The sequence below is a fragment of the Mycobacterium sp. 852002-40037_SCH5390672 genome (assembly GCF_001665875.1).
GTDB lineage: Bacteria > Actinomycetota > Actinomycetes > Mycobacteriales > Mycobacteriaceae > Mycobacterium.
Map to the genome: position 1 here is coordinate 53,126 of NZ_LZTA01000122.1, position 13,784 is coordinate 66,909.

At 65.8% G+C, this 13,784-nt stretch carries 17 protein-coding genes; 8 read left to right on the plus strand and 9 right to left on the minus strand.

What is annotated here, in order from left to right; genetic code table 11:
- Positions 1-31: 31 nt before the first annotated feature.
- Together A5782_RS22260 and A5782_RS26570 are read right to left on the minus strand one after the other, a co-directional pair.
- Positions 32-529 carry a metallophosphoesterase gene (locus A5782_RS22260; RefSeq protein ID WP_067104249.1) on the minus strand — a complete coding sequence of 166 codons (498 nt, stop codon included), beginning with the start codon at positions 527-529 and terminating at the stop codon, positions 32-34.
- A gap of 27 nt (positions 530-556) precedes the next feature.
- Positions 557-727: a hypothetical protein gene (locus A5782_RS26570; RefSeq protein ID WP_197694311.1), complete on the minus strand. Its 171-nt coding sequence runs from the start codon at positions 725-727 to the stop codon at positions 557-559.
- A 183-nt stretch (positions 728-910) separates the two neighbouring features.
- Between A5782_RS26570 and A5782_RS22265 the strand changes: the two genes are divergently transcribed.
- Entirely contained in the window at positions 911-1,366 is a 456-nt protein-coding gene (locus A5782_RS22265) for a MaoC family dehydratase (protein ID WP_067104250.1), read from the plus strand.
- An 11-nt stretch (positions 1,367-1,377) separates the two neighbouring features.
- Here A5782_RS22265 and A5782_RS22270 read toward each other — a convergent pair whose 3' ends face one another.
- Complete coding sequence (locus tag A5782_RS22270; protein WP_067104324.1) at positions 1,378-2,673, minus strand: acyl-CoA dehydrogenase family protein; 1,296 nt, start codon at positions 2,671-2,673, stop codon at positions 1,378-1,380.
- 100 nt (positions 2,674-2,773) lie between these two features.
- On the minus strand, positions 2,774-3,472 hold the full coding sequence (locus tag A5782_RS22275) for a GAF and ANTAR domain-containing protein (protein ID WP_067104251.1): 699 nt from the start codon (positions 3,470-3,472) through the stop codon (positions 2,774-2,776).
- Between the two features lie 160 nt (positions 3,473-3,632).
- Here A5782_RS22275 and A5782_RS22280 point away from each other — a divergent pair, with 160 nt between their 5' ends.
- Positions 3,633-4,532: a manganese catalase family protein gene (locus tag A5782_RS22280; RefSeq protein ID WP_067104252.1), complete on the plus strand. Its 900-nt coding sequence runs from the start codon at positions 3,633-3,635 to the stop codon at positions 4,530-4,532.
- 52 nt (positions 4,533-4,584) lie between these two features.
- On the opposite strand, the gene A5782_RS22285 is transcribed toward A5782_RS22280, so the two are convergent.
- Both A5782_RS22285 and A5782_RS22290 read right to left on the minus strand, forming a co-directional pair.
- A complete protein-coding gene (locus tag A5782_RS22285; protein ID WP_067104253.1) occupies positions 4,585-5,163 on the minus strand; it encodes a hemerythrin domain-containing protein in 579 nt (192 codons plus the stop codon).
- Between the two features lie 85 nt (positions 5,164-5,248).
- Positions 5,249-6,346: a F420-dependent hydroxymycolic acid dehydrogenase gene (locus tag A5782_RS22290; RefSeq protein ID WP_067104254.1), complete on the minus strand. Its 1,098-nt coding sequence runs from the start codon at positions 6,344-6,346 to the stop codon at positions 5,249-5,251.
- Positions 6,347-6,397: 51 nt separating this feature from the next.
- On the opposite strand from A5782_RS22290, the gene A5782_RS22295 reads away from it, so the two are divergent.
- Both A5782_RS22295 and A5782_RS22300 read left to right on the plus strand, forming a co-directional pair.
- Positions 6,398-7,003, plus strand: a complete 606-nt coding sequence (locus A5782_RS22295) for a GNAT family N-acetyltransferase (protein ID WP_067104255.1) — start codon at positions 6,398-6,400, stop codon at positions 7,001-7,003.
- A 64-nt stretch (positions 7,004-7,067) separates the two neighbouring features.
- Positions 7,068-7,421, plus strand: a complete 354-nt coding sequence (locus A5782_RS22300; RefSeq protein ID WP_067104256.1) for a hypothetical protein — start codon at positions 7,068-7,070, stop codon at positions 7,419-7,421.
- A 34-nt stretch (positions 7,422-7,455) separates the two neighbouring features.
- Here the strand turns inward: A5782_RS22300 and A5782_RS22305 are convergent, their stop codons facing one another.
- A complete protein-coding gene (locus A5782_RS22305) occupies positions 7,456-8,130 on the minus strand; it encodes a TetR family transcriptional regulator (protein WP_067104257.1) in 675 nt (224 codons plus the stop codon).
- A gap of 70 nt (positions 8,131-8,200) precedes the next feature.
- Between A5782_RS22305 and A5782_RS22310 the strand changes: the two genes are divergently transcribed.
- The 4 genes from A5782_RS22310 to A5782_RS22325 are packed head-to-tail and all read left to right on the plus strand — an operon-like array spanning position 8,201 to position 12,085.
- A complete protein-coding gene (locus A5782_RS22310; protein ID WP_067104258.1) occupies positions 8,201-9,304 on the plus strand; it encodes a ferredoxin reductase in 1,104 nt (367 codons plus the stop codon).
- A gap of 43 nt (positions 9,305-9,347) precedes the next feature.
- Positions 9,348-10,463, plus strand: coding sequence for an acyl-CoA desaturase (locus tag A5782_RS22315; RefSeq protein ID WP_067104259.1), 1,116 nt, complete (start codon positions 9,348-9,350; stop codon positions 10,461-10,463).
- Positions 10,464-10,508: 45 nt separating this feature from the next.
- The gene (locus tag A5782_RS22320) at positions 10,509-11,033 is read left to right on the plus strand and encodes an SRPBCC family protein (protein WP_197694312.1); all 525 of its coding nucleotides are present in this window, start codon (positions 10,509-10,511) and stop codon (positions 11,031-11,033) included.
- On the plus strand, positions 11,033-12,085 hold the full coding sequence (locus tag A5782_RS22325; RefSeq protein WP_067104261.1) for an LLM class flavin-dependent oxidoreductase: 1,053 nt from the start codon (positions 11,033-11,035) through the stop codon (positions 12,083-12,085). Before A5782_RS22320 ends, A5782_RS22325 begins: the two co-directional genes overlap by 1 nt.
- Before the next feature lies 1 nt (position 12,086).
- Here the strand turns inward: A5782_RS22325 and A5782_RS22330 are convergent, their stop codons facing one another.
- The gene (locus tag A5782_RS22330; RefSeq protein ID WP_067104262.1) at positions 12,087-13,202 is read right to left on the minus strand and encodes a DUF1214 domain-containing protein; all 1,116 of its coding nucleotides are present in this window, start codon (positions 13,200-13,202) and stop codon (positions 12,087-12,089) included.
- The gene (locus A5782_RS22335) at positions 13,199-13,774 is read right to left on the minus strand and encodes a TetR/AcrR family transcriptional regulator (protein WP_067104263.1); all 576 of its coding nucleotides are present in this window, start codon (positions 13,772-13,774) and stop codon (positions 13,199-13,201) included. The genes A5782_RS22330 and A5782_RS22335 overlap by 4 nt, the downstream gene beginning before the upstream one ends.
- Positions 13,775-13,784: the final 10 nt, after the last annotated feature.

A 13,784-nucleotide genomic window follows, 5' to 3' on the forward strand; every position in this document is an offset into this window, starting at 1 on the left:
GTGGGGAAGCTATGTATACGGTATGTACCCGTTAGCGAGGCAGACGATGCAGCACGACGTCGGTCAGCTCGCCTTCGTCAGCGCGGGCAGTCATATAGGTGCAGAAGGGTTGCCGGCGACGATCCGTCGGTGACCCGGGATTGAGCAGTCGCAAGCCGGTTTCGGTTGTGGTGTCCCACGGGATGTGGCTGTGCCCGAACACCAGCACCTGGGTTTCGGGGTAGAGCCGCGACATACGGGTTTCTCGTCCGATGGCGGCGCCGGTCTCGTGCACGACCGTGAACACCACCCCGCCCAGCGTCACGTCCGCCCGTTCGGGCAGCCGCGCCCGCAAGGCCGGGCCGTCGTTGTTTCCCCAACACGCCACCACCCGGGTCGCCCGGTCCTCGAGTTCGTCGAGGAACTCCGGGGCAATCCAGTCACCCGCGTGGACGACGACGTCGGCCGCGGCCACCTCATCCCACACCGGCGCGGGCAGGTCGCGGGCGCGCTTGGGGATGTGCGTATCGGCAATCAGCAGCAGCCTCACAGACCCATCTTGCGCCAAAAGGGTCGACTAGCCGTCTTGACTGCGGGCTTCGGCGCCGGACTCGCCGGCGTCAAAGGAATCGTCGGAGCCCGCCGCACCCACGTATGAGCCATCCTCGTCGCCCGCGGCGCGGGAGCGAGTCTGGTGGGTCTCGGCTTCCACGTCTTCCTCGGCTTTGTGGCCCTTGTGATCTGGCATGGTGGCTTCCTTTACTGTGGACGCAGCGTTCGGGATGGGATTCCCCCGACTGCTCACGCGAAACGAAACCCGGGCATTCCGCCACGGCTGCCCCCGGGCCGACCGTGCGGTGCATCGGCCGGATGAACAAGGCAGCGAACCGCGGCGCTATTGTTAGCAGCCGAAACCAAGGAGAACACGCCGATGCGCACCTTCGAATCCGTCACCGAACTTGCCGCCGCTGCGGGCGAAGCTCTGGGGCACAGCGACTGGGTCACCATCACCCAGGAGGACGTCAACCTGTTCGCCGATGCGACCGGCGATCACCAGTGGATCCACGTCGACCCGGAGCGGGCCGCGTCGGGTCCGTTCGGCAAGACCATCGCCCACGGGTTCATGACCTTGGCGCTGTTGCCGCAGCTGCAGCACCAGATCTACACCGTCAATGGCATCAAGCTCGCAATCAATTACGGCCTCAACAAGGTTCGCTTCCCCGCACCGGTTCCGGTCGGCTCTCGGGTACGCGCGCAGAGTTCCTTGGTCAGCGTCGACGACGTGGGTAACGGCGCCGTGCAGGCGACCATCTCGACCACCGTCGAGATCGAGGGATCGGCAAAACCGGCGTGCGTGGCCGAAAGCGTGGTTCGTTTCGTCGCCTGACGTGGGCGGCCTTAGAACTCGGCGACCGCGTGTTCGAGCCGCTCGGCCAGTCGCGCCTGAGCCTCGGCCCGCCGAGTCGGTATGTGAGCCGACGGGAAAGGCGTTGTCACCGGCTCGTATTCGCGCAACGTCCGGCGGGCGACCGTCATCTTGTGCAGCTCGGTGGCACCGTCGGCGATACCCAGCGATTCGGCGGCCACCAGCATCTTGACGAACGGCATCTCATCGGAGACGCCGAGCGCGCCGTGCAGGTGCATGGCCCGCTGCGCGACGTCATGCAGCACCTGGGGCATGGCCACTTTGACCGCTGCGATGTCGCGACGCACCCTCTGGTAGTCGTGGTGCTTGTCGATCAACCACGCGGTGCGCAGCACCAGTAACCGGAACTGTTCGATCTGGATCCAGCTGTCGGCGATTTTCTCCTGGGTCATCTGGAAACCGGCCAGTCGGCCGTGCCGGGTCTTGCGGGACACCGCACGTTCACACATCATGTCAAAGGCGCTGCGGGCCAGCGCGATTGTGCGCATGGCGTGGTGGATCCGGCCGCCGCCGAGCCGGGTCTGCGCGATCATGAACGCCTGTCCCTCGCCGCCCAGCACATGGTCGGCGGGCACGCGGACGTCGTTGTAGCGGACATAGCCGTGGGTGGCGCGCTTCGCGGATTCCGCTCCTACGCCGACGTTGCGCACGATCTCGATGCCGGGCGTCTCAGCCGGCACGATGAACAGCGACATCTTGTCGTAGGTGCGGGCCTCGGAATTGGTGACCGCCATGACGATAAAGAACGACGCGTGTTTGGCGTTGGTGGAGAACCACTTCTCCCCGTTGATGACCCAGTAGTCGCCGTCGCGCGTTGCGGCGGTGACGAATTGTCCTGGGTCAGAACCACCTTGCGGCTCGGTCATCGAATAGCAGGAGGTGATTTCGCCGTCCAGCAGCGGCTGCAGGTAGCGGGCCTTCTGCTCGTCGGTGCCGAAGAGCGCGAGAATCTCGGCGTTGCCGGAATCCGGCGCCTGGCAACCGAACACCGAGGGGGCCCAGCGGGAGCGCCCGAGGATTTCATTGAGCAGCGCCAGCTTGACCTGGCCGAAGCCCTGGCCGCCCAGCTCCGGGCGCAGGTGCGCGGCCCACAAGCCCTGCTCCTTCACCTGCTGCTGCAAGGGCCGCAGGATGGCCATCATCTCGGCGTTCTTCTTGTCGTACGGGTCGAGTGCGACCAGGTCGAGCGGTTCCAGCTCCTCGGCCATGAATTTCTCGACCCAGTCCAGCTTTGCCTGGTAGTCGGGGTCGGTTTCGAAGTCCCACACCGTGGCCAACCAATCCCCGGCGCAACGCCGCGCCGGACTCGTTGATGAAGCCACTCCATCCTAGAGCGGGGCAGCGGAGGAAGAGCGGGGCAGCGGAGGATCAGTCGTCGCCGCGGGTCTCAATCACGCGCTGGGCGACGTCGACGAGTTTGGTCTGGCTCTCCTGGGAAAGCCGGCGCAGCAGTTCGAAGGCGCGCATATCGTCGACGCCGTAGCGCTCCATGATGATGCCCTTGGCCTGGCCGATGCGGTCTCGCGTGGACAGCGCCGATTGCATCTGCTGTCCGTGCCGCCCGGCCATGATCGCCGAGGCGGCATGCGCGGCGAACACACTTCCGATGGTTTCGCCTTCGGTGTCCCACACGTTAGGCCGGAAACTGAACAGGTTCAGGGCGCCGGCGGTGCGCTCCGTGGTGTACAGCTTGAACGAAAGGCTGCTGAGGACACCGTGTTCCACGGCCGCCGGTGCGTATTTCGGCCAGCGAGGTTCGTCGCGGAGATCGTCCGTGCGCACGATCGTCTCTTTCAGGGCGGCGTCGTGGCAGGGACCCTCACCGAAGTCGTGCTGTAGTTTGTCGAGTTTGGCGACCAGGCTGTCGGTGTCGGCGACCGATTCGAAATCGCCGCCCCCTTTCACCAGCAACACCCCCGCGATGTCCGCCGCCGGTATCAGCTCCACCGCCGTGGCGGTCACGTCGGCGAGAATCCGGTTGAGCGAGCGCGGCGCCGCGATATCTCGGGCAAGGTCCGCCATGCGGGTAGCCAGCTCGTGCCGAGAGGTCGCGTCTAAAGACTCCATAGGACCGGATTCTCCACGATGTGGCCCCACGCGTCACCCCCCGCGGTCTGCCCAACGCTTTGCAGACAGCGTCGGAGAAATTTGCTGCCGCCCGAGTTTGGCCGTATAGGGCCCGGGTATCCGGCGTCGACACCCCGATCTCGACCCCCAGGAGGCCCCAGTGTTCGTGCACAACAAAGATCTTCAATTCGAGGTTCGCGTCGACCGACCCGATCCTCGCTTCGCGTCGCTGCTAATGGAACAGTTCGGCGGCGCGAACGGCGAACTCACTGCGGCGCTGCAGTACTTCACCCAGGCGTTTGTGCTGCGCCAGAAGAACCCGAAAATGTATGACCTGTTCATGGACATCGCGACCGAGGAGCTCAGCCACCTCGAAATGGTCGGATCGATGATCACGATGTTGCTCGACGGGCTCAACGACAACCTCAAGATCGCCAATGAGAAATGTGACTGGATGCCGGCGGTCGCGGCCAACGGCGGCGGCCGGGACGGCCTCATCCACTCGGTATCGGTCAATCCGCTGTTCCTGGTGCTCAGTGGCGGTGGGCCCGACGTCAAGGATTCCGGGGGAAACAACTGGACGGGTGCCTACATCGACGCCAACGGTGACCCGACCGTGGACCTGCGCAACAACGTCGCGGCGGAATCGCGCGCGAAGGTCGTCTACGAATACCTCAAGCAGTTCACCGACGACCCTGGTGTGCAGGACACCCTGACGTTTTTGATGACACGGGAGATAGCGCACTACCAGCAATTCAGCGCCGCGCTCAACGAGCTGCCGGTGAACTTCCCACCGGGACAGCTGCCGGGTGACCCACGTTTCCAGAACGTGGCGTTCAACATGTCCAACGGAGGTGGCGAGTCCGTTCGCGGTCCGTGGAACCAAGGACAGGGACCCTGGCCCGAGGGCATGGAGTGGGAGTACGTCGAAAAGCCCGAAGAGCAGTGGCTCGGGGGGACCGCTCGCAAGAACACCGGCGCTGCCGAGAACCCGCAAGGCTCACCGGCCATCAACGCCGAGAAGCCGTTCACCCACGAACAGCACGTTCCCACCGGCTAATTGGAGAAGGAGGCCGGGCGCTGAGTATTCAACGCCCGGCCTCCGCAACTCGTCAGTGCATCTGAGGGTCCGGCGGATTGTCCTCTGCGCGGCCGGTGAGCGCGTCGCGGACATGGTCGACAGCCGCCGCCCCCATCCCCATCGTTTTCAGCACGGTCGGGTTGGGTGGGGTAGCGGGGTGCGGCCGCGTCGGAGCGATTTTCTTCGCTTGCTCCAGCTTTGCGCCGATCTTCTCCAATTCCTCACGGCTGAGCACCGTTTCGACCTGTGGCCACACCTCGTTCTGTTCGTAGGCGATGTGCTCACGGGCCGCCTTGACGAATTCCTGCAGCGCTTCGTGGTAATCCGGGTCGCCCGGCTTGCCGTCCTCGAGACGCTGCAGCAGTTTCTTTCCCGCCTGTTCCTGCTCGATCGCTTTGTCGACGAGTCCGTCACCGATCGCGTCGCGCACCGCAGGCCAGAAAAACTGCTCCTCGATGGCCTCATGCTGCGACTCGGCAATGATCAGGTTGTTCACCATGGTCTCCAAGCCGCTCGCCTCAGCGCCTGAGCCCGACGGCGCCCCGTCGAGCGTCTCCAACAAACCGAGCACGCTTTTGTGGTCCTGACGAAGAAAAGTGATTGCGTCCATGCGTTGCCTTCCAATGGGCTGTCAGTCGAAGTTGCGTGCGGATACCCGGGGTGCCGGCGCCGAAACGGTCGGCGCCCGACGTCCGTCAGCGCAACTTCGGTAGCACGTTGGCGCGGTAGAACTCGATGGCGGCGACGGGATCGTCTTGGGGAAAGTGCAGGAACGGCACGGCGCCCGCGTCGAGAACCCGCTGCACGGCGTTGATGTGGGGCGCCGCGTCGGTGCCGACGGTCCAGCCGGACAGCACCTTGTCGATGGGGTTGCGCTCGGCCGCGCGCTGGATCTCGACGGGATTGGGCTGATCCACGGCACCGGCCGTGAAACGCCACAACGTGGCGGCGCGGGCCATCTCTTCATCGTCGCCCACCACCGCGAACAGTTCGGCGCGTTTGCCCAGGGTGCCCACATCACGCCCCGCAGCCTGCGCCCCAGTGGCGAAGGCCGCCAACAGTTTTGGATCGGTGACATCGCGGGCCTGGGTGATCCAGCCATCCCCGTACTGTCCGGCCAGCTTGGCGCTTTTCGGGCCGGCGGCTGCCACGAAGATCGGTGGGGGCGTGGCCGGGACATCGTAGAGTTTCAGCGAATTCGTCTGGAAATAGCGGCCGGCGAAAGAGATTCGTGAACCGCCCCACAGTTGACGGATCAGCACGATCGCTTCGACCAAGCGATCGTGGCGCTCGGCGTAGTTGCCGTAGGTGTTCGTGGTGGCCTGTTCGTTGAGCCGCTCGCCGGTGCCGACTCCCAGAAACACCCTGCCCGGGTTAAGGATCGCCAGGGAGGCGAACGCCTGGGCGACGGTGGCGGGGTGGTACCGGTAGGTCGGGCAGGTCACACCGGTGCCGAACGCAATGCGGCTGGTGCCGTTGCCGACCAGCGCCAGCGTCAACCACGGAAACATCGCATGACCTTCGTTGTCCTGCCACGGTTGAATGTGGTCGCTGGCCCACAGGTATTGGAAGCCGGCCTGTTCGGCCGCCTGAGCCTGTGCCACCAGCCGATCGGTGCGGAACTGTTCGTGTGAGAGGACGACGCCCACGCCCTTGCCCGCCGGCCGCGGTGGACCGCTGGACTTGCCATGGTCGGTGGCCGGTTTCGCGCATCCGTCCGCCAGCCCGACGGCCCCGAGCACGCCCGCACCGGCTGCCGCCCGTCCGAACGCGCGCCGCGAGATGCCGGTCACCGGGTCGGCATACCCCTCACGCCAGGCCTCACACGCACTAGCGTGATGTAGATGACCCCGCAGGTCCGCCCGGCAGTCAAAGCCGATATCCGCGCGTTGTCGCGCACGCTGGCCCGCGCGTTCCACGACGACCCGGTGATGATCTGGCTGATTCCCGATCAGGACAAGCGGATCGCGCACCTGTCCCGGCTGTTCGCGACGATGACCCGCCACCACCACCTCGCGCGCGGCGGCGTGGAGGTGGCCGGTGTGGACACGGAGATCGGTGCGGCGGCCCTGTGGGATCCGCCCGACCAGTGGCAAGAGACGACCGGTGGGCAGCTGGCGATGACGCCGACATTCATCCGGGTGTTCGGCCTGCGCTCGATGCGTGGACGCGCGGTGCAGGAATTGATGAAGAGCGTGCATCCCGAGGAGCCGCACTGGTATCTGGCTGTGATCGGCAGCGATCCGGCGGTCCGCGGCACGGGATTTGGCCAGGCATTGATGAGGTCGCGGCTGGACCGCTGCGACGCCGAGTACTGTCCGGCCTATCTCGAGTCAAGCAAGCCCGAAAATGTGCCCTATTACCAGCGTTTCGGCTTCAGCGTCACCCGTGAGATCGTGCTGCCGGATGGCGGTCCGAGCCTGTGGGCCATGTGGCGTCCGCCGCGGTAGCGGCCCGCCGGCGGTCGTCGCCCGCCGCGTTTAACCCCATGACGCGGCGGGCAACCGGTTTGGCATGAGCGATAACCCCCAGCCCGACGAACTGGTGGATCCCGCGGACTTCCCCGAAGAGGGCGGGCCCGGTGACACCTTGAACGCGAGCGAAGGCACCGACTCGGACGAATTGCGCAACGACGACGGTGACATCGTCGTCGACCCCCCCGAGGGCTGGAGTGAGGCCGACCGGTTCGGCATGACGGCCAGAGAAGAGCGCGAGGGCGAACCCCTCGGTGCCCGTCTGGCGGCCGAAGAGCCCGACGTCCCCGCTGGCATCGAGCCGGTCGAGGACGGTCCCCGGCGCGCTCATCGGGGTCAGATCGACGGCACCCCCGAGGACGGCGACTCGCTGTACGACGTCGTCGACGAGTAAGTCAGTGCTCGGCTGTTTACTGCGGCCGACATAATCAGGGCGTGCTTCGCCAGCCGGCGATGCCCGTCGCGATCATTCTCAACTGCTTGACCGCAAGCCTGCGGATGTCTTCGGTTGCCTCGATGCTCTGCGAATCCTCGATGGCCTCTGCGATGACGATCATGGCGTTGACGAACAGGGTGGCCAGCACGTTGAGGTCCTCGGTGGTCCACTTGTTCAGCCCGGGGAATCGCGCCAGGTCGGTGGCCAGTTCGGAGGTGATCAGCCGGATCTCGGTACGAATGGCGTACCGCAGCACCGACAGGCCGCTGTTGCGCTCCCGGCCGATGAGCCGCCAGTGCTCGCGCCTGTCGGCGACGCTGGCCACCAGGATCTCGACGGATGACTCGATCACCCGGTTCGGGTCGAGCTTGCCGGCGCGCGCATCACGCAGGGTGTCGCGCAGACTCCGGAAGGACTCGTCGATCAAGACCAGGCCGAGGGCCTCCATGGATTCGAAATGCCGGTAGAACGCCGCCGGAACGATTCCGACCTCGCGGGTGACCTCGCGCAGACTCAGGCTGGAGAAGCTGCGGTCCTGCAAGAGCTTGAGCGCCGCGGCAATGATGGCTCGGCGTGTCGCCTCCTTGCGCTCTTCACGAGATTGACTTTCGCGCGAGCGCTCGCGGCCAGAGCCGCGCGTCCGTGAGCCAGGAGTACGGCTGTTCACTGTGTGAACCCTACCACAGACAGGCCTTAAACCCTTGACTGCCAGGGCATTGAGGACGCACGGTGTACATATGTTCACTCAAACCGCTCAATCTTCTGGCCGAGTCCTCGCGCGGACTTTTCGGCAGCGCGTGTTGGGTTCAGAGCTACTCGACCTGCTGACCGGTCCGCACGGCGTCGACCGGTACACCGAACTGGTCGCGCCGACGTGGACGCTGGGCGAAGCCCGCGCCAAAGTGACCGACGTGCGCCGGACCACCCCCCGCAGCGTCACCCTGACCCTGACACCCAACGACACCTTCCTGTCCGCTCAGACCCTCAGAGCCGGTCAGTACGTCAACCTCAGCGTCGAGATCGATGGCCGCCGGCACACCCGGTGCTATTCGCCCGCCAACGCCGAAGGCGCGACCACCCTCGAATTGACCATCGGTCGGCACGAAGGCGGCCTGGTCTCGAACTATCTGTACGAACACGCCCGCCGTGGCATGGTCGTCGGTCTGACCGGCACCGGCGGCGACTTCACGTTGCCGACGCGGGAACCCCAGAGCCCGCAGCGCGTCCTCTTCGTCTCCGGCGGAAGCGGTATCACTCCTGTGATGTCGATGGTGCGCACCCTGGTCGCCCAGGGACATCGGGGCGACATCGCGTTCGTTCACTACGCACGCACACCGGAAGAGGCCTGCTACCGCGATGAACTGGCCGCGATGCCGTCGGTCCGGGTGCTGCACGGGTACACCCGATCGGGTGGCGGCGACCTCGCCGGACGTTTCGGTCCACAACACCTGGCCGCCGCGATGCCGTCACCCGATGCGGTATTCGTCTGCGGACCAACGGCTCTGGTTGAGGCGGTCCGATCGCACTGCAACAACGTGTACACCGAAAGCTTCGTCCCGCCGGCCCTGGATGCACCAGCGAACCCGTCGGGAGGACGAGTCACCTTCTCCGACAGCGGTGTTGACGTCGCCGACGACGGACGGCCGCTGTTGGAGCAGGCCGAATCCGCCGGCCTGACGCCCGAAAACGGATGCCGGATGGGCATCTGCCACACCTGCACGCGGCGCAAAACCGCCGGCACCGTGCGCAACCTGGTCACCGGTGCGGTCTCGACCGCTGCCGATGAGGACGTGCAGATCTGCGTGTCCGTTCCTGTCGGTGACGTGGATCTGTCGCTGTAACGGTTGAACTATCCAGCCCATGAAACCTCTTGGAGGACAAGCAATGTCGAACGACAAAATTGCCTTGACACCCGAACAGGCCGATGCATTCGGCCGTGAACTCGACGCCATCAAGGAGCGCGTGATGGCAGAACTCGGCGAACAGGACGCCGATTACATCCGCCGCGTCATCAGGGCTCAGCGAGCGCTGGAAGTCGGTGGCCGGGCGCTGTTGTTCGCCGGGTTCCTGCCCCCGGCATGGCTGGCCGGCACCACCATGCTGGGCCTGTCAAAGATCCTGGACAACATGGAGATCGGCCACAACATCATGCACGGCCAGTACGACTGGATGCGCGACCCGGCCATTTCCGGTCGGACCTTCGAGTGGGACACGGCATGCCCGGCCGATCAATGGCGGCACTCGCACAACTACATGCACCACACCCACACCAACATCGTGGGGATGGACCGCGACATCGGCTACGGAATTCTGCGGATGAGCGAAGACCAGCGGTGGCAGCCATACTTCATCGGCAACCCGATCTACGCCTTCCTGCTGATGGTGTTGTTCCAGTACGGCGTCGCGCTGCACGAGCTGGAAACAGAGCGCATTCGCTCCGGTGAGATCCGGCTGGAGGACAAGCTCGACGTCTTGCGGGCCATCTGGAAAAAGACCCGCCGGCAGACTCTCAAGGATTACGTCGCCTTCCCGCTGCTGGCCGGGCCCTTCGCGCCGTTCGTGTTCACCGGCAACCTCACCGCCAACCTGATGCGCAACGTGTGGTCATACATGATCATCTTCTGCGGCCACTTCCCGGACGGGACACAGGAATTCACCGTCGAAGAGACCAAGGACGAGTCACGCGGCATGTGGTATTTCCGCCAGGTCCTCGGCTCGGCAAACCTTACCGGCGGCCGGCTCTTTCACCTGTTATCCGGCAACCTGTCGCACCAGATCGAACACCACCTGTTCCCCGACATGCCGGCCCGCCGCTACTCCGAGATCGCGTCCGAGGTGCAGGAGATTTGCGAACGCTACGGCATCCCGTACAACCGCGGTCCGCTGCTGCGTCAATTCGGCACCGTCGTCCGCAAGATCGTCCGGCTCACCTTCCCAGACTCGTGGGTGCACAAAGCCAGTGCCGACACGTCCACCGAGCCCGAGCCGGTCGCCGCGTAAAGCCGCGCGGGTCCGGCCGTTGCCGCGCGCCGGGACAGGGGGACAATGAGGTCCGTGGAATGGACCGGTGCGCGCTATGCGGATACCCCGACCGTGGAAGCCTCGACGTGGATTGCCGCCGACCCGGACCGGGTCTGGAGCCTGGTCTCCGATATCGAGCTGATGCCGGCGTTCAGCAGCGAGCTGAAGGACGTGGAATGGGCCGAAGGATCGGCCGGCCCGCGGGTGGGCGCTCGCTTCGTCGGACACAACGAGCACGATGCGTTTGGGCAGTGGAGCACCACCTCGCAGATCGTGGCCTGTGATCAGCCGCACGAATTCACCTGGGCCGTCGGCGAACCCGACAATCCCGCGGCGATGTGGCGATTCCGGCTGGCGCCCCGCGACGGCGGCACCGTCCTGAACTACTGGATGCAGATGGGGCCGGGACGCTCGGGTCTGTCGGTGGCCATCGAGTCGATGCCCGATAAGGAACAGAAGATTGTGTTCGTACGGCTGCGCGAGTTCGAGGGCGCGATCGAAAAGACCCTGGCGGCGATCAAACGGCTGGCCGAACAGGGAGTGCATTGATGCGTACCGCCACGACAGTCGAGTTTTCCGGTGCCGGGAGCGAGGCCGCTGAGGTCGTGGCGTTGGTCGTCGAGGCGGAGAAGCTGGGTCTCGATGTCTGCTGGGTGGCCGAGGCGTGGGGCGCGGATGCGCCGTCGGCGCTGGGCTACCTGGCGGCGCGGACCGAGCGGATGCTGCTGGGTTCCGGTGTCCTGCAGGTAGGCACCCGGTCACCGGTCATGGTCGCCCAGACCGCGGTCACGCTGTCCAATCTGTCGAATGGGCGATTTCTACTCGGTTTGGGCGCCTCGGGCCCGCAGGTGATCGAGGGCCTGCACGGTGTCTCGTTCAATCGACCGCTGGCGCGCATCTCCGAAACGATCGACGTCGTGCGCCAGGTGTTCGATGGCGGCAAAATCTCCTATGCGGGGAAGGAATTCGAGATCCCCAAGCCTGGCGGTGAGGCGGTGCCGATGCGTTTGTCGACCCGCGCCGAGCACGCCATTCCGGTTTACCTGGCCGCCCTGGCACCGGCGATGCTGCGACTGACCGGACGGGTCGCCGACGGGTGGCTGGGCACCAGCTTTGTTCCCGAAGGCGCCGGTGATGCCTACTTCTCCCATCTCGATGACGGGCTCGCGGCCGCAAACCGTACTCGCGCCGATATCGATATCTGTCAGGGCGCCGAAGTCGCTTTCGCCGCAGACGAAGGCGAGTTGCGGGGCATGATCGCGGGCCGCAAAAAACAGCTGGCCTTCAGTCTCGGTGGCATGGGATCGTCGAGCACAAACTTCTACAACCGGGCCTACAGCCGGCAGGGTTGGGCAGATGTTGCCGCCGAGGTGCGCGAGCGCTGGCAGCGCGGCGACCGGGACGGGGCGGCCGGCTTGGTGACCGACGAGATGGTGCTGGCCACTACGCTTATCGGGACCGAGGAGATGGTGACCGCGCGCCTTGCGGTGTGGCGCGAGGCCGGCGTGAACACCGTGCGGCTGTATCCCGCGGGCGACACGCAGGACGCCAAGCTGGAAACGCTGGGCCGGGCGATCGAGCTGGTGCAGCAGGCCGGGTGACTCAGCTCGCCGTCGTGGGGGCGTCGGCCGCCTTGACGAGTTTCACCTCGGGCCGTTGCGGCACACCGTCGGCAAGGAACCACCGAAATGCCAGGTTCCCGCGCGGATAGCCCAGCGTGGTAAGCGAATTCGGGTGCGCCGTCTTACTGGGGGACAAGACCACCGTCACGGAGCCGTCGCTGTTGACGGCGGCGCTGTGGCCGTTGACGGAGCACCGGGCATCCCGCGCGCCGAAGGTGGCCATGAATTGGTTCCACACCACCAGGTTCCAGAATCTGCACGGCGGAGGTCGGTGCGTGATGACCAGCGCCTCGTCGTCGTCGAGCACGAAGCTGCCGTAGGAGTAGCAGGCGTCGCGCGCCGACCAGCCGAAGTTGGCGTCCGGCACCTGATAGGGATCGGCGAATGCGTTGGCGGCATGTGCGGTTTCGTGCCCCAGCGCGTGCGGCACGTCGTCCTTCTCGCGGACCCTTTCCGCGACGGCCAGCGGCACGATGGCGAACATGGTCCGCAACCACGTGGCGGCGGCGCGCAGACTCGCCGCGGTCTCGGCGTCACCGTGCCGTATAGGGTCGGGCTCGTCGAGCGCCTCGATGTGCCACGTCACCGGGCGCCCGGTCAGGGGATCGGCCTGGTAGTCGCGGGTCATCAGCACGGCCGCGTCGGGCGTGGCGGGAAATTCAAACGAGAAGTTGCCGTCGGCGTCGATATCGAGATCGGTGTCGCGGACGATCGCGACGACCCGGTCGGACCAGGCGCCAGGTGATGGCTCGTTGTAGGCCGTCACCGAAAAATACACGCTGTCACCCTTATTCCCGCTGATGCGGTACCGGCGATCGGGATCGACCGGGCACATGTTGTAGTAGGCGTCGGTGTTGTCCCCGCCCCAGCGGCGGTCGCGGCGCAACGGCGTGTTCACCGCGACGAACTGCGGCCGACCCGGTTCGGGAAACAGGTACGTGTCCAGGGCCACGCCCAAGGTGGCGGCGAGCATGCGATAGCCATCGGCGACGTGCCGGTCGTCGGTGACGGCACGGGCACCCTCGAGGAACGAGTTACCCAGTTCGCCAAGCGTTTTCAGTAATTCCTGCCAGGCGTCCGTCGACTGGTGCGTCATGCGCTGATTCCTTTCAGGAGTAACCTGGTGGTGCGATCGACCCACGCATCGTCGAGTTCGGTGGCGCGGGTGAGCAGAGCTACCAGGGTGATGCCGGCGATCGTCTCGGCGAGTTCCCCGGCGGTCACGTCCGACCGCACCTCGCCACGCGCCGAGGCGGCCGCGAGCCAGTCGGCAAGTCCGCCGCCGATGACGCCGGCGAACCGCTCCAGCAGCGCCGAATGCAGAGTCGGATCCGCGGCCAGCTCACCGATCAGCCCCGGCAGCGCCGCCCTGGCGGCCGGTGTGGTGAGGAAAACCGTTGTGCGGCGCACCATCTCGCGCAGGCCCTCGGGCGTCGATTCGGTATCGGGGATGGCGGTGCCTGCCCCGATGGGGAACACCGCCTCGTGCACCAGGTGCGCCTTGCTGGGCCAGCGGCGATAGATGGCGGGCTTGCTGGTGCCCGCGCGCTCGGCAATGGCGGAGACCAGCAGTCCGGGATAACCGGTTTCGGCCAGCAGCTCAACCGTCGCGCGAAGCACCGCGGCGTCGATCCGGGGGTCACGGGGTCTGCCAAAATCCACTACCATTACGGAACTC

Coding starts and splice junctions, on each gene's coding strand:
- A5782_RS22275 (WP_067104251.1), bottom strand. CDS start 3,472: ATGGAGTCTTTAGACGCGACCTCTCGGCACGAGCTGGCTACCCGCATG.
- A5782_RS22325 (WP_067104261.1), top strand. CDS start 11,033: ATGCGTACCGCCACGACAGTCGAGTTTTCCGGTGCCGGGAGCGAGGCC.
- A5782_RS22320 (WP_197694312.1), top strand. CDS start 10,509: ATGAGGTCCGTGGAATGGACCGGTGCGCGCTATGCGGATACCCCGACC.
- A5782_RS22295 (WP_067104255.1), top strand. CDS start 6,398: ATGACCCCGCAGGTCCGCCCGGCAGTCAAAGCCGATATCCGCGCGTTG.
- A5782_RS22285 (WP_067104253.1), bottom strand. CDS start 5,163: ATGGACGCAATCACTTTTCTTCGTCAGGACCACAAAAGCGTGCTCGGT.
- A5782_RS22315 (WP_067104259.1), top strand. CDS start 9,348: ATGTCGAACGACAAAATTGCCTTGACACCCGAACAGGCCGATGCATTC.
- A5782_RS22300 (WP_067104256.1), top strand. CDS start 7,068: ATGAGCGATAACCCCCAGCCCGACGAACTGGTGGATCCCGCGGACTTC.
- A5782_RS22330 (WP_067104262.1), bottom strand. CDS start 13,202: ATGACGCACCAGTCGACGGACGCCTGGCAGGAATTACTGAAAACGCTT.
- A5782_RS26570 (WP_197694311.1), bottom strand. CDS start 727: ATGCCAGATCACAAGGGCCACAAAGCCGAGGAAGACGTGGAAGCCGAG.
- A5782_RS22265 (WP_067104250.1), top strand. CDS start 911: ATGCGCACCTTCGAATCCGTCACCGAACTTGCCGCCGCTGCGGGCGAA.
- A5782_RS22310 (WP_067104258.1), top strand. CDS start 8,201: ATGTTCACTCAAACCGCTCAATCTTCTGGCCGAGTCCTCGCGCGGACT.
- A5782_RS22335 (WP_067104263.1), bottom strand. CDS start 13,774: ATGGTAGTGGATTTTGGCAGACCCCGTGACCCCCGGATCGACGCCGCG.